This is a genomic window from Neorhizobium turbinariae, from assembly GCF_023223505.1.
GTDB lineage: Bacteria > Pseudomonadota > Alphaproteobacteria > Rhizobiales > Rhizobiaceae > Neorhizobium > Neorhizobium turbinariae.
On the sequence record NZ_JALPRY010000014.1, the window covers coordinates 57,927 to 72,861 of the forward strand.

10 protein-coding genes are annotated in these 14,935 nt (G+C 60.4%); 2 read left to right on the top strand and 8 right to left on the bottom strand.

Annotated elements, in window-relative coordinates; genetic code table 11:
• Positions 1–60: 60 nt before the first annotated feature.
• Both M0654_RS12760 and M0654_RS12765 read right to left on the bottom strand, forming a co-directional pair.
• Positions 61–1,488, bottom strand: a complete 1,428-nt coding sequence (locus M0654_RS12760) for a UvrD-helicase domain-containing protein (protein WP_248683435.1) — start codon at positions 1,486–1,488, stop codon at positions 61–63.
• A complete protein-coding gene (locus M0654_RS12765) occupies positions 1,481–3,211 on the bottom strand; it encodes an ATP-dependent nuclease (protein WP_248683436.1) in 1,731 nt (576 codons plus the stop codon). The genes M0654_RS12760 and M0654_RS12765 overlap by 8 nt, the downstream gene beginning before the upstream one ends.
• Positions 3,212–3,589: 378 nt before the next feature.
• Here M0654_RS12765 and ku (M0654_RS12770) point away from each other — a divergent pair, with 378 nt between their 5' ends.
• Positions 3,590–4,495 carry a non-homologous end joining protein Ku gene (gene ku, locus M0654_RS12770; protein WP_248683437.1) on the top strand — a complete coding sequence of 302 codons (906 nt, stop codon included), beginning with the start codon at positions 3,590–3,592 and terminating at the stop codon, positions 4,493–4,495.
• An 11-nt stretch (positions 4,496–4,506) separates the two neighbouring features.
• Entirely contained in the window at positions 4,507–5,322 is an 816-nt protein-coding gene (gene ku, locus M0654_RS12775) for a non-homologous end joining protein Ku (RefSeq protein WP_248683438.1), read from the top strand.
• A gap of 325 nt (positions 5,323–5,647) precedes the next feature.
• Here ku (M0654_RS12775) and M0654_RS12780 read toward each other — a convergent pair whose 3' ends face one another.
• The 6 genes from M0654_RS12780 to M0654_RS12805 form a co-directional block, all read right to left on the bottom strand.
• Complete coding sequence (locus tag M0654_RS12780) at positions 5,648–6,628, bottom strand: CBASS cGAMP-activated phospholipase (RefSeq protein WP_248683439.1); 981 nt, start codon at positions 6,626–6,628, stop codon at positions 5,648–5,650.
• A 49-nt stretch (positions 6,629–6,677) separates the two neighbouring features.
• Complete coding sequence (locus M0654_RS12785) at positions 6,678–7,163, bottom strand: hypothetical protein (protein ID WP_248683440.1); 486 nt, start codon at positions 7,161–7,163, stop codon at positions 6,678–6,680.
• Entirely contained in the window at positions 7,147–8,400 is a 1,254-nt protein-coding gene (locus tag M0654_RS12790) for a nucleotidyltransferase domain-containing protein (RefSeq protein ID WP_248683441.1), read from the bottom strand. Before M0654_RS12790 ends, M0654_RS12785 begins: the two co-directional genes overlap by 17 nt.
• Positions 8,401–8,924: 524 nt before the next feature.
• Entirely contained in the window at positions 8,925–12,755 is a 3,831-nt protein-coding gene (locus M0654_RS12795) for a vitamin B12-dependent ribonucleotide reductase (protein WP_248683442.1), read from the bottom strand.
• A gap of 681 nt (positions 12,756–13,436) precedes the next feature.
• Positions 13,437–13,934, bottom strand: a complete 498-nt coding sequence (gene gpt, locus M0654_RS12800) for a xanthine phosphoribosyltransferase (protein ID WP_118851502.1) — start codon at positions 13,932–13,934, stop codon at positions 13,437–13,439.
• 78 nt (positions 13,935–14,012) lie between these two features.
• On the bottom strand, positions 14,013–14,852 hold the full coding sequence (locus M0654_RS12805) for a universal stress protein (protein ID WP_118849451.1): 840 nt from the start codon (positions 14,850–14,852) through the stop codon (positions 14,013–14,015).
• Between the last annotated feature and the right edge of the window lie 83 nt (positions 14,853–14,935).

Here is a 14,935-nt window from a genome sequence, read left to right on the forward strand (position 1 = left end):
GGTCGTCGAGATCGACAGTGCTGGAGGTGTGGTCACGCCAAGGACTATCGTAAGGACCACTCATCCTATCCAGGGAGTTGCTGAGCAGACGATCAGCTTGCGAGAGCCCCGAGTTATCGCGACGTAGAGGTTCTTGGTATTCCGGCTTCGCATCCTGTCGAACTCTGCTGCATTTAGGATGACTGCAACGTCCGCCTCCAGCCCCTTCAGGAGAAGCGGGCTGCCCACGGCTCGTGGCGGAACACGCCTTCCCAGCATGCGGCTCTGCTCCCGGATACGCAGTGCGGCATTGAGAAACGTATCCTTCCGGCCAAGTCCGCACGAACGCAACGCTTGCAGGCAGGTACGTAATATCTCGGGTCGGAATGTCCTTGCTCCAGGCTTGTTCTCAAGGGCTAAAAACAGCCTGATCAGATCCTCCGCAGATCCACTTCTTTTGTAGTCGATCGCGGCTGCCTCCACCGTCGTCACCTCTTTTCGCCCAGCTTCGCGCTCCAGTACGTCGATCCGTCTCATCAGCTCGGCACCTTCGACATTGGTGGTCACTGCAGAGGCGAAGTCGAGGACAGTCTTGAGATCTCCAGGCTGATCGAGATCAATGCTGCCTGCAAAATTAATTACGTCCGTTAAGTCGACGTTCTCGACGGTCACCGCGCCTGGTGTCTGCCGCGCGATCTCCCGCTGGCGGTCACGCTGCACTCCAGCCGCCATGATGAGCACATCTCCGCGTGGCTGTGGAGACTTCGCAAGACACGCCTTCCGCTGTTTCGCGTCATCATCGGCACCGTCGAGGTGAACCCACTCGACCTCGGGTGGAGCGCCACGCAAGTCGATCTGGTCGCCCGCCATCAGTATTTGGCGGGCCTCCAGAAGCCATCGTCCGAACGCCTCCGCACCCGCGCGTATCCATCGCCAGGGTGTGACTAGTTCGCCCACAGGCTGGAAGATGTCGCAGATATCATCATGCCAGTTGGGGTGATCTCCCTGCCAACTGAAGATTTCCTGCATCGGATCGCCAAGGACGACGGTCGGCAGAACGGTCGACAAGTGGCGGACCATTTTGTGTTGTTCCGAGCCGCAGTCTTGGTACTCGTCGACGATGACGCGGCTGTAACTCGCGTCCAGAATGTCATCGATATGAGTGGCCCCGAGAAGCGACGCCGCCGCTCGCTTGATCGCACGATAGTCGTTGCGGGGATCGGCAAGTTCGAGGTGCTCGATATCAATCGCCGAGCGAGTAGGAAAGGTCTTCAGCGTCCTCAACGCCCAGCCGTCCAAAGTCGCGAGGCGAAAGGATGAGGATTTAACTCCCGCCCGCTCCAGCCGTGATCGCAATGCGGCCACTCCAGCGTTTGTATGAGTGAGAATGAGGATCGGCTTCCGGCCTGAATGCCGACCGAGGGAGTCTACAATGAGCTGCGTCTTTCCGCAGCCCGCCGGGGCTGTGACGGATCCGCAGCGGACATCGAGCAAGTCAATCTCAGGCACCGATGCACCACCTTCTCAAAGCGATGACCGAATCTTTGAATTCCTTGTCGCTTTCGTTGAGGTTCGGCCAGATGACGTCGCGGCCGATTTGCTCCATCTCGCCAACCGTCTTAAACCAAGCCTTCTTCCCTTCCTTGTTTCCGCCGGCAGCACATCCCAGCGCGTTCCGTGTCTCTTCGCTAAGTTCGCCCTTCCTCAGTTCCTCCTCAACGCGCGCGAGTGTCACAGCGTTTTTCGAATGGCTGCGAACCTGGCTGTCGATTTCCTGTTCGGAGCGATCCTCCAGCGACTTCTCCACCAGTGTCTTGACTGCTGGAACAGGAAGGCTCTCGAACAGTTCGACTTCGAGTTTTTTGTTCTTGCGCCACTTAAAGATCTCGCCCCCCGCGGCTTCGAACGCCGCTTCCTCGGCAGCGTCCGGCCGATAGTCGTCGTCGCGGAACGTCGCAACCTTGAAACCCATCTGTTGAAAAGCCTGCGCGCGCGGCATGATCTTAGTGTAGCCGCCGGCGTCGACAAGACACGTGCCATGGGAGTGCATCGATGGTTTGCCGGCGGCCGATCGGTGCTGATCTATTCCCCGCAGCAAACCGACTTCGCTCGCTCCCTCGCAAACCAGGACAGCTCTGGCAAGAAACGCTTCCGGATAAACCCGAAGGGTGCCCTGCAAGTCAGCGTGCTGGCCTACCCAGAGAACTTCATGCACGCCGCCGGCCTTCCGGACGATCGAGAGCTGCTCCACGGTCAATTCTCTTACTGCAATGGGCGAATGGCTGGTCAGGAAAACCTGCAGCGGTGACTCCTTCTGCTTTGCCCCGAGGTTATCCAGGAACCGAATGATCCGATGAGGCTCGAGGCCATGTTCAAGCTCGTCTACCAGCAGAATGGAAGATTCGGTTGCGTTCTTCTGCTGCAGCCCGGATATCATCAGCCGGGTCGAGCCAACGCCCAAGCGCCTGAGTGGCACCCCTGACTCGTCGTGCAGCGATATCGTCCCGGCCGTCATTGAGACTGAATGCGCTTCAAGCTCTGCCTTGGCCTTCGCGCCGACATGGATCCCTAAATCGCTTGCCACCGCAGTTACAATCCCAAGAGCGGTGCCGAGCTTTTTGTCGGCGTCTACACCAAACGCCTTTCGCGCCTCCCTGGCGGCTGCCAGCAACGCGGTAGACGCGTCGGCGGTCTCGTCCGACAGACGGTTAAGGATCGAACCTCGCCGCCAGGAGAGATTATGGTCCGACAACGCGCCGATGCGGAGCGGAGAGAGCGCAACACGGTCGGACCACGACAGGTTCCTCGTTTGACCTGCGGCCGCTGCACGGTCCGACAGAATAGACCATACGGGTTCGAGATCGCTTTCGACCCGCACATTCAACGATAGCACAGTTTCAAGGCCAGCCCCCGGCTCGTCTTCCAACTCCAACGTGGTTACATTTAAACCTCTCAAATAGAGCCCGTATCCATCAATGGATTTCAGTTCCGGCGCGAGATTGCCTAACGTCAGAGTGATGCTGATGGGTTCTGCGATGGCAAGTCCATGGAAATCTGCGTCGGTGAACTGAAAGGTCCGTCTCGCTCCGAGGCAGAGGTCAATCGCGTCAAGGATTGTCGACTTGCCGCTGTCACCGGGACCAATAAGGCAGTTCACGCCCGGCTTTGGGTGCCACTTCAGACTTTTTATACCGCGGAAGTTCTCAATTTCGATTGTTCTGATTGTAGCCATCTGCCCGCCAGTAGAATCACCAAAGTCAGCGCAGTAGGACACGATGAATCGTCGCCTACAACTGTAGGCCGATCCACGTTCCCCACGTTGGTGTGTCGCAAGTCTGCTCGTTTTAGGGGTGTCTTAGCAGCAGACGAGCCGCTCGCGGCCCCATTCCAGCCTGTACCCTCGAAGTATTCCATGTCTCCTATTTGGCGCAGAGCGGAAGACGGTGAGGTGAATCCAGCCAGTCCGAAGCGGGTGTCCGGTGATCATCAAGTGATGAATCACTTTGTCAGCCGCGACTCCCAACTCATTGAAAACAGATTCATTTCGAGTCGGAACGAATCACCCGGATTCCGATTGAGTCGCTGATCAAGTGATTCGGAGTACAGCGTCATGGCAGGGCATCGGGCACAGTGGAAAGGCTTCATAAAGTTCGGTGAGGTGAGCTGCGGCGTCGGCCTCTACACGGCCGCGAGCACCTCCGAGCGGCTCGCCTTCAACACGATCAACACGGCCACTGGCAACCGCGTGAACCGCGTCTTTATCGACAGCGAGACTGAGGAAGCTGTTCCGAAGGAAGCCCAGACGAAAGGCTTCGAGGTCGAAAGCGGCCAGTACATCATGATCGATCCGGAGGAGATTGCGGCCACCATCCCCCAGAGCAACAAGACGCTGGAGATTGAGGCCTTCATCCCGTGCCGCGAGGTGGACGACGTCTACTTCGACAAGCCCTACTACCTGGTACCGGACAAGATGGGAGCTGATGCCTTCACCGCCCTGCGCGAAGCCATGCGCAAGTCGAAGGTGGCTGCCATCGCGCGGACGGTCCTGTTCCGCAGGATGCGCACCGTCCTCATCCGTCCCCATGGTAAAGGGCTGATCGCGACCACCTTGAACTTCGACTACGAGGTCCGCTCCAGCGCGAAGGCCTTCGAGGACATGCCGAAGATGAAGATCGAAGGCGAGATGCTCGACCTCGCCAAGCACATCATCGGGACGAAGCGCGGTGAATTCGATCCCGCCAACTTCGATGACCGCTACGAGACCGCACTGGCCGAACTCGTGAAAGCGAAGATCGAGGGCAAGGCGCTGCCGAAGCGGAGACAAGTCGAGGTCTCCAAGCCGAATGACCTCTTGGCAGCGCTGCGCGAGAGCGCTGGCATGATGAAGGCCGCAGACGAAAAACCGAAACGCACCGCCGCCAATGCCAATGCTGGCACTGGCAGGCAGCGTGCTGCGCGTGGGGCGGCTGGAAAGGCCGCCTCCTCGAAGGCTGCCCCACAGCGCAAGGCAGGGTGAGGAGGTAGATCATGGCGATCCGACCATACTGGCGCGGGTACCTCAAGCTGTCCCTGGTGACATGCCCCGTGGCCATGACGCCTGCTACCAGCGAGAGCGAGAAGGTCCGCTTCCATACCCTCAACAAGGAGACAGGCAACCGCGTCGTATCTCAGTACGTTGACTCCGTCACGGGCAAGCCTGTGAAGGACGAGAACGAGGCCAAGGGCTATGCCCGTGGCGAGAACGACTACGTCGTCCTGACGGAGGACGATCTCGACGCCGTTCAGCTCGATACGGTCAAGACGATCGATATCGAGAAGTTCGTCCCCGCCGACACGATCGAGTGGGTCTACCTCGAGAAGCCGCATTACCTGGCACCGGACGACCCCGTTGGTCAGGAAGCATTCGCCGTCATCCGTGATGCCATGGAAGCGGATGACGTGGTCGGCATCTCGAAGCTGGTGATCGGCCGACGGGAACGGGCAGTGGTTCTGGAGCCCCGTGGAGAGGGCATCGTGCTCTGGACGCTGCGCTTCGGCGACGAGGTGCGTCGGGAGGAAAGCTACTTCGAGGACATCGACGACGACGCCGATCCGGAACTGGTGCCCCTGGTGCAGAAGCTTATCAAGCAGAAGACGACCCACTGGTCTCCGACGATGGTGAGCGACCCGATCCAGGACGCGCTGCTGTCTATTATCGCCGAGAAGAAGAAGGCGCTGAAGCCCGCGAAGAAGGGTAGGGCGAAGCCGGACGATGCGCCTGCACGTGGCAACGTCATCGATATCATGTCGGCGCTGAAGCAGAGTCTTGCTGCGGAAAGCAAGAGTGGCCGGAAGGCAAGCTGATGGCGATCACCTGCGACAATTGCGATGGCGTGTCCTAGGTCTGTGAGTGCCACATCTGCAGGCCCTGGATCGGAGAGGTCGCATGTGGCTGCGGAGGCGCAGGCATGCCTTGCCCCGTCTGCAACGCGTGCGGGTCCGACGCACATCCGCGCTGGCCGACAGAGCCTGATCTCGATCGGCAAGGGACTTCCGCACCATAGTGAGGTCGACCATCAGGGTGATCGGACAGTCCATACTGCAGCTCCTATCTTCAGGTATCCTGCCAGGGGAAGTGCCGGGACGGTGATCCGCAAGCTGAGATTTCCGCGACTTCTGTGGCGTGACACTACTGCGCGTGCCGAGGTCCATGGCACGCCTTGAACGGCGGCCGCGATACTGCGAAGAAATCTGCAAGCTGGACAGCATTCATATCAACGAGCCGTCTAGCGAGTACTGGAAGCTCTGATGCTGCGCGGCAATAGTCGTCGAGCTCGATGGCGTCCGGCATGGGATCTCCATCGACGCGGAGCAGACGGTCGCGGCCGATCAGAAGCCCTGCCTGTCCGAGCGCATTCTGGCTCTGAAGCCTCATCGCCGAGGAGATGATCTGCTTCCAGTGCCAGATCCCGCCTTTCGTCATCTGCTGTTGCGAGAACCCGAAATCGGATTCGACGCACCCCAACGACAGTATGCCGATGTCTCTGCGGTCGATCTCGTAGCAGGCCATCGCGTCCACAAGGGCGGTCATCACGGGATTGTTGGCCCAGACGCCGCCGTCCGCGAAATGCCGGTCCCCGTTCCTGTAGGTAGAGAAGAAGGTCGGCGCGGCGGAAGTGGACAGGGCGACATCGATCATCGTCTCCTTCCAATCCCGCCGATAGTCGCCGTGGTGAGGAGTCTTGAAGAGATGCACCTCGTTGTATTCGTCGAAGGACGGGATCACGAGCCGCCGATCGGCATGGCCCAGGAGCTTGTCTCCGAAGGTCGCCAGCAGGGTCCGCCGCAGCGCCTCCCGCTCGTATCTGTAGCGGTCGAGATTGCGCAGGAAGTGCCAGGTCGATTGGATCTTCCGGATCGTCCGGTTCCGGTAAAGACGTCGAGGAGGGAATATCTCTGAGCCATGATCCATATAGATCGCAAGGATCTCCCGTGCGGGAATGCCGACTGAAAGGCCTAGAGCGATGATGCCGCCTGTAGAGGTTCCGGCAATGTAGTCGAAGAACTCGCCCGCGGGTCGGCCACCGCAGAAGCGGTCCTCGCACAGAGCCAGCACAGCCGCCGGAAGGATACCCCGGATCCCGCCGCCGTCGATCGACAGGATGCGCATGTCGGCCGCATCCCAGGGAAGCCGGGGGCGCAGATCTGGCCTAGTACCCTCAGACCTTCGCGATCTCGGCGGCGGAGCTGTCTCCTGCATCGCCTTCCTCTCCTTCGTGCCGCGCAGGACCGAACCAGATGTTGCTCACCCTCCAGGCCTCGTACCAGTAGAGCCACGTGCTCGACCACGGCACGGTGGTTTCGGCCAGATGGTCGCAGATCGACCACTCGTGATCTGGATCGAACAGGCATAGGCAGGGGTCGCCCGCTCTGCGATCTCCCCTGGGCCAGTAGACGTGGGGTAGCTCGCCGTTGGCGTTCGGCATCAGCTTGGGGCCGTCGATGAAGACCCGTGGCTGGACCTGCTTGACCGTCGTGTTGTCGAGCAGTCTCGGAACCCGATAGAAGATCCGGACACAGTAACTGATCTTGTTCGGCCGCAGGTTTCCTTTCCATACCGCGGTTCGGTCATCCTCCCGCGTCGCCTTCCAGTCCGGCCACACCGTGCTCATGCGCTCGATCTGGTGGTCAATCGACAGGATCATCGAGGAAGCCACCCATGTCTGTGTTCGCCCGCGAAGGAACAGTCATGCCAGCGAGAGCCGGTGCCGCCAGCGCACTTCTTACTGCTCCAGACCTGGCGATCCCGAGCATGTTCTGTTTCGAGAGAGTGCCTTGTCCGCGGTAGTGGTCTTCGAACGCGCGATCTGCGGGCGTCTCTCCAAAGAGTTCCTTAAGGATGTTCTTGAGCTGCTGTGGATCCCAGTCGCGTCCCCGCAGCGTCCTCAGGTTACGGACGAGGCGTACCAGGTCGTCGCGCCAGAGCCTTTGTGCGCTCCGGTTTTCAGGCCACCGGTCGGAGAATATGTCGGCAGGATGAGCCGGGTTGGCGACCACCAGCGTCGTCAGGTTCCGTTCCGCCTGTTCGATCTCGCGCTGCATGTGGGTTGCGATCGCGATCAGTTCATCAGTGAGGCTGTCGCTCATCTCTCCGGCATCCAGGGCCATAGCAGCTATGACGACCGACGGCGGGCAGCGGCCTTGGCGTCCGCGAAACTGGATGTCGCGGAAACGCTTCAGCAACTGGATCGCTACGAGGCGAGGCGACTTCTCTTCAATGGGGACGTGATCAGGCATCGGCTGTGTCTCGGCGCGCTCCTGGAGCAGTCCATCCGAAAGAAGGCGGCGCGTCCGGTAGCGGGATGCGAAGACGTCGCTGGACTTGATGCGGGCATTGAAATGCAGCGTGAAGGCCTTCGGGTTCACCTCCTTCGCATACTTCTCGTCCCATTTGGGGTTGTGGTGGAAGAGCACGCCCGAGCGCTCGGGGCCGCCCGGGATGCGGGCTACTGGCATGAGATCGACAGTGACACCGTCCGGGTAGGCGACCGTTACGCAACGAGAGTTCCGTGCCACCTTGTAATCGTAGTAGCGGCTCCCCGGATCGCCCTTCACTGCCTTGTAGAGCTGATTCAGCATCCACTCTGGATCTGTGCCGATCGAGAAGCCGACCTCGATAACGACGTCGACGTCATGCTGCATGGATCTCACATGGGAGTAGATGGCGGCAGCGATCGAGAAGGAGCCAGAAGGATAGCTCTCCAAGACTTTGCCTTCGAGCGGGCTGCCTTTGCGATCGACGTGAGCGCAAAGACCCATGAAGTGTTCCGCAGCTTCCTCATGCTTAGTCTTCGGGACTTGGATGCGCCTGGCGACGTCGATCAGAATTCCGTCGAGAGGGTCGATGGTGGCTGCGAGATCGAGGTTGATGAGTATGCCCATGCCATTGTCTCCTTCGACCGAGCGCTCGCGCTCTACTGTTCTCTGCGGCTATGCCGCGGCGTTGCTCATCCCCCGATGGAATCGATGCTACTGTCTCTGTGGTTCTTATCGGCCGCCGAAGCGGCCGATAAAGGTTTCGATCAGATCATGAAGGCGCGAGTTTGGCTCAACTGGTTTGCATCCGGCACAGGCGCGGCGCTATCGACACTGGATAATGCACGAAGGCCTCGTATGTTAGTTGGCCAGCGGAGCCTTGGGTTCTGGCCAAAACTTGACGTATTTGGCCAGAACTTGGGTCGGTTTCTCACCTCTCCGGCCTACCGGCGCGTTTGTTTCTTGTTTTGTTCCTGCTGGCATTTTCCAGGCACCTAAGTGCCTGGAAAAACGGATGTTTTATGTAGGGATGCTGGAGTCGCAGCCTGTGCGTCTTGCTTTGTGACCGAACAGATGCGATTTTCGTGACATCGAACCCCGGGTTTGTGACATTTCAGAAGCGGTTATCCAAAGGTAGCGATCGCGTCAGATCAAGAGCACCCGCTCGTTGCGCCGCAGGTGTCGCACTTCTCGCAGGTGCCGTTGCGCACCATGGTGAAGTTCTGGCACTCGGAGCACATGTTGCCCGTGTAGCCCTGCGCGATCGAGCGCATGCGGCGTTCGTTTTCCACCTTCTTGGCTTCCGTCTTGGCAGCGGCGGCATCGGCCTCGGCCTTGTCGGAGAAGAGAGCGGTGGCAGCCTGCGCGCTTTCCGGCGCGAGGTTGGCATCCACGTCGCTCGCCTCATCGGCGATCTCTTCGGCCAGTTCCTTGGCGCGCTCCTCGTAATCGCGCTTGAAGGCGACGATTTCCGAGGTCGAGACGGCCGTCGTCGGTTCGAGCTTGCGGGCCGCGGAGCCGGCAAACGAGGTGACGTTGGCCGATGCGCGGGCAGGAGCGGCAGTTGCTGCACCCTTCGGCTCGCTGCCGGCCAGTCGGTCGCCGCCATTGTTGGAGACGAGCGTCGGCTTATAGCCGCGGGTCCAGCCGGTGGAGATCAGGTTGGTCTTGCCTTCCGAAATCCCCTTGCCCAGTGCGGTGTTGGAGAAGTCCGACGTATCGACATGCGCCAGATCGTGGCGGCCGAGATAGGACACGGCGAGTTCGCGGAACACGTAGTCGAGGATCGAGGTGGCGTTCTTGATCGCGTCGTTTCCGGTGACGATGCCGGCCGGCTCGAACTTGGTGAAGGTGAAGGCCTCCACATATTCTTCCAGCGGCACGCCGTACTGGAGACCGAGCGAGATGGCGATGGCGAAGTTGTTCATCATCGCGCGGAAGGCAGCCCCTTCCTTGTGCATGTCGATGAAGATCTCGCCGAGGCGGCCATCGCCGAATTCACCGGTGCGCAGGTAAACCTTGTGGCCACCGACATTGGCCTTCTGGGTGTAACCCTGGCGGCGGTTCGGCAGCTTTTCGCGTTCGCGGGTGACGCGTTCAACGACCCGCTCGACGATCTTTTCGGTGATCTGCACGGCCTGGGCAGCGATCGGCTGCTGCATCAGTTCCTCGACAGCCTCTTCCGCATCGTCCTCATCGATCAGCGAGGCGTTGAGCGGCTGGGACAGCTTGGAGCCATCGCGGTAAAGGGCGTTTGCCTTCAGCGCGAGCTTCCAGGACAGCATGTAGGCTGCACCGCAATCTTCCACCGTCGCGTCATTCGGCATGTTGATCGTCTTGGAGATCGCACCCGAGATGAACGGCTGGGCAGCCGCCATCATGCGGATGTGGCTCTCGACCGACAGGTAACGCTTGCCGATCTTGCCGCAGGGGTTGGCGCAATCGAAGACCGGCAGGTGCTCGGGCTTCAGGAAGGGCGCGCCTTCCAGCGTCATCGCACCGCAGACATGGATGTTGGCCGCTTCGATGTCCTTCTTGGAGAAGCCGATGTGCTCGAGCAGGTTGAAGCTCATGTCGGAGAGCTGCTCGTCGGTGACGCCAAGCGTGTTCTTCAGGAAGTCGGCGCCGAGCGTCCACTGGTTGAAGACGAACTTGATGTCGAAGGCGGCCTTGGTGGCGCCGTTGATCGCGGCGATCTTCTCGTCGGTGAAGCCCTTGGCCTTCAGCGAACCGGGGTTGATGCCGGGCGCCTGGTTGATGTTGCCGTGGCCGACCGCATAGGCCTCGATCTCGGCGATCTGGCTTTCGGTGTAGCCGAGCGTGCGAAGGGCTGCCGGAACCGCGCCGTTGATGATCTTGAAGTAGCCGCCGCCGGCGAGCTTCTTGAACTTCACGAGCGCGAAGTCAGGCTCGATGCCGGTGGTATCGCAGTCCATGACGAGGCCGATCGTGCCGGTCGGCGCGATGACGGAAACCTGGGCGTTGCGGTAGCCGTGCTTTTCACCAAGCTCCAGCGCCTTGTCCCAGGCGGCCTTGGCATGGGCTGCCAGGTCCTGGTCCGGGTTTTCGGCGTGGTTGAGCGGCACCGGATTGACCGACAGCGACTCGTAACCGGAGGTTTCGCCGTAAGCGGCGCGGCGATGGTTGCGGATGACGCGCAGCATGCTTTCGCGGTTCGGCGCGAACTGCGGGAAGGGGCCGAGCTCGGAGGCCATTTCCGCCGAGGTGGCGTAGGAAATGCCGGTCATGATGGCGGTGAGCGCACCGGCGATGGCGCGGCCTTCAGCCGAGTCATACGGAATGCCGGAGGACATCAGGAGGCCGCCGATATTGGCATAACCGAGGCCGAGCGTGCGGTATTCGTAGGAGAGTTCGGCGATGCGCTTCGACGGGAACTGCGCCATCATCACCGAGATTTCGAGCACGATGGTCCACAGGCGGGTGGCGTGTTCGTAGTCGGCGATGTTGATGCGACCGGTTGCCTTGTCCTTGAACTGCAGGAGGTTCATGGAGGCAAGGTTGCAGGCCGTGTCGTCGAGGAACATGTATTCCGAGCACGGGTTGGAGCCGCGGATGGGACCACCGGCCGGCGAGGTGTGCCAGTCGTTCATCGTGGTGTTGAAGTGGATGCCGGGGTCAGCCGACGCCCAGGCTGCGTAGGAGATCTGCTCCCAGAGATCGCGGGCCTTCAGCGTCTTCATGACCTTGCCGTCCTTGCGGGCGGTGAGGTTCCATTCGCCATCGTTTTCGACGGCGCGCAGGAAGTCGTCCTTCAGCGAAACGGAGTTGTTGGAGTTCTGGCCGGAGACGGTGAGGTAGGCTTCCGAATCCCAGTCCGTATCATAGGTCTTGAATTCGAGGTCCTTGTAGCCCTGGCGTGCGAACTGGATGACGCGGCCGACATAGTTTTCCGGAACCATGTCCTTCTTGGCGGCCTTGATCTCGCGCTTCAGGGCAGGGTTCTTGTTCGGGTCGAAGCAATCGTCGCCGTCGGCCTCGCAGTTGACGCAGGCCTTCATGATCGCCTTCAGGTGCTTGGCGACGATCTTGGAGCCGGTGACGAGGGCGGCAACCTTCTGTTCTTCGCGAACCTTCCAGTTGATGTATTCCTCGATATCCGGATGGTCGATATCAACGACGACCATCTTCGCGGCGCGGCGGGTGGTGCCGCCGGACTTGATGGCGCCCGCGGCACGGTCGCCGATCTTGAGGAAGGACATCAGGCCGGACGAGCGGCCACCGCCCGACAGGCGTTCGCCTTCGCCACGCAGGTGGGAGAAGTTGGAGCCGGTGCCGGAGCCATACTTGAAGAGGCGCGCTTCACGCACCCACAGGTCCATGATGCCGCCTTCGTTGACGAGGTCGTCCTCGACGGACTGGATGAAGCAGGCGTGCGGCTGCGGATGTTCGTAGGCCGACTTCGACTTCGTCAGCTTTCCGGTGAAGGGGTCGACATAGAAGTGGCCCTGGCCGGGGCCATCGATGCCGTAGGCCCAGTGCATGCCCGTGTTGAACCACTGCGGGCTGTTCGGCGCGACGCGCTGGGTGGCGAGCATATGGGCAAGTTCGTCGCGGAAGGCGCGCGCATCGTCTTCGGAGGAGAAATACTTGCCCTTCCAGCCCCAGTAGGTCCAGGTGCCGGCAAGGCGATCGAACACCTGGCGCGCATCGGTTTCAGAACCGTATCGTTCACCTTCCGGCAGTTCGGCAAGCGCCTTCTCGTCGGCAACCGAGCGCCACAGGAAGGAAGGAACGTCGTTTTCCTCGACCTTCTTCAGGATCTTCGGTACGCCGGCTTTGCGGAAATATTTCTGCGCCAGAACATCGGTTGCGACCTGGCTGAACTGCGCCGGCACGTCGATGTCCGCGAGCCTGAAGACGATGGAGCCATCGGGATTACGGATTTCGCTGACGGCCTTGCGGAACTCAATCCCGCCATAGGCGCCGGTTTCCGGCTTGGTAAAACGACGTTCGATGCGCATTGCCTTATCCTCGTCAGTTGGCGCCACGCCGGGCGCACCTATCCGCGCCGGCTGCTCTCCATCATGGGCAGCCGGGTCAAACTCCATCATCCAGAATCATCTTGGATGCACAAACTGTATGTTGTGTTGGATCGTGGCTGCAAGCACTAAATATAGTGTTAACAGGATATTTCCACCAGTGCCAGCACTGTTGCGCCACCAAATCGTGAAGACACGGGAAACCATTTGCCGAACAGCCGTTCGAGGCTGATCGCAATGCACATTTTCCCGTCCAACTCGAAAAAGAACCGGCCTCGTTAGCTCCGGTCCAGTCGCCGCCGCAACATGAAAAGCAATGTGTTCCGGCCACTCGGATTCGTCAAGGCGTAGATCCTTACGGATTTATAACCACAAGATATTGTGGCTGGTGCCTGTGGATAACGGGGAAGAAAAAACCTCGTTGATTCTCAAAAGGTTGCAGGCAGCGGCTGCAGTTGCGTGCCTTGTCCACACACGTCGTATTGCGCATCGGAAGGGCCGGTTTCGACACCTCCCGGGGTCCCGTTCGCCCGATTTATAAGGCTTTGCGTGTAGCGGATTGGCACATGTGGCGAAAAAGCATCTAGCGCCCAAAGATAAACCCGCCACACGAGGGTGCGGCGGGCTTATGAAAACGGTTGACAGGCAAATAGCTCGAGAGAATCAGGCCTTGGGGGTCTTGGCGATCGGCTCCTGGTAGGTGAAGCCCATGTCCCAGGGGAAATAGATCCAGGTATCCTGGCTCACTTCGGTGATGAAGGTATCGACCGTCGGTACGCCCTTTGGCTTGGCGTAGACGCAGGCGAAATGCGCCTTCGGCAACATCGAGCGAACTTCCGACGCAGTCTTGCCGGTGTCGGTGAGGTCGTCCACCACCAGCACGCCTTCGCCGCCATCGGTGGTGAGTTCCGGGGCGATGCCCTTCAGGAGGTTCATTTCGCCCTGGTTGACGTAGTCATGGTAGGAGGCGACGCAGACCGTCTCGATGAGGCGGATGTTGAGTTCGCGCGAAATGATGGCGGCTGGTACGAGCCCGCCGCGGGTGATGCAGACGATCGCCCGGAAATCACGGCCCATGCCAGCAAGGCGCCAGGCCAGCGCGCGTGCATCGCGGTGAAATTGATCCCAGGAAACGGGAAAGGCTTTTTCGGGAAGAGACATGAGCGGGGCCACCATGAGCGAAAGCAGATTGTTGGCTTTCGCTCATAGCGGCAACACGCCCCTTGGCGCAAGGATGTGTCAGCGCGAAAGCAGTGTCAAAGCCGACATAGAGTCGAGAAGGCTGCGGGTGGCCCCGCCAAACAGCATCTCCCACCAGCGGGAATGGCCGTAGCCGCCCATGACGAGAAGGTCGATGCTGTTGTCGGCAAGCCGCTTCTCGATGACCGCCGCCGGAGCCTCGCCGCCGCTGGTATGGGTGGTGAGCGTTGCCTGGATGCCGTGGCGCCGCAAGGTGGCAGCAATCTGGGTGCCGGCGGGCTCGAGCGCCTGGCGTCCACGTTCCGGCGGATCGATGGTGAGCAGTTCCACCGTCTCGGCTGCCTTGAGGAAGGGCATCGCGTCGAATGTGGCGCGTGCCGCTTCGCGCGACCCGTTCCAGGCGACGAGCACCCGCTTGATCGGTTGCGGCACCTTCAACTTGTAGGGGATGAGCAGCATCGGGCGGCCGCTTTCAAACAGGAAGGTTTCGAGATCCGCCCGATGGTCGGCATGGCCGGGATCGCTTTGGCTGGCGACGATGAGGTCGACGCTGCGCGCCGTTTCCATCACCGAGTTGGAGCCGAAACCGGCAGATGAGATGAAGCTGCGGCATTCGGTGGAGACGCCGGCAGACGCTGCCTGCTCGCCGAAGATGCGCTGCACTTCCGCGCTTTCCTTTTCCGCGGCTTCCTGGAGCACCTGGACTGCTGCGGGATCCGGGATCTCCATCGGCGCAATCAAGGGCACGGCTGCCAGCGTTTCGGCATGAACGCCGATCAGGTGAGCGGAGAAGTGACGGGCAAGCGAGATGCTGAAGTCGCTGATCTGCCGCGCGTTCTGCGGGGTGTCCAGAACGGCAAGAATGGTCTTGTAGGCCATGGCGTTATCTCCTCATACCTGGTGCCCATGATCTGTCGCCAGTCTCAGATGTGTACCTGTGTATCGCCTTGATCCTCGTCAAG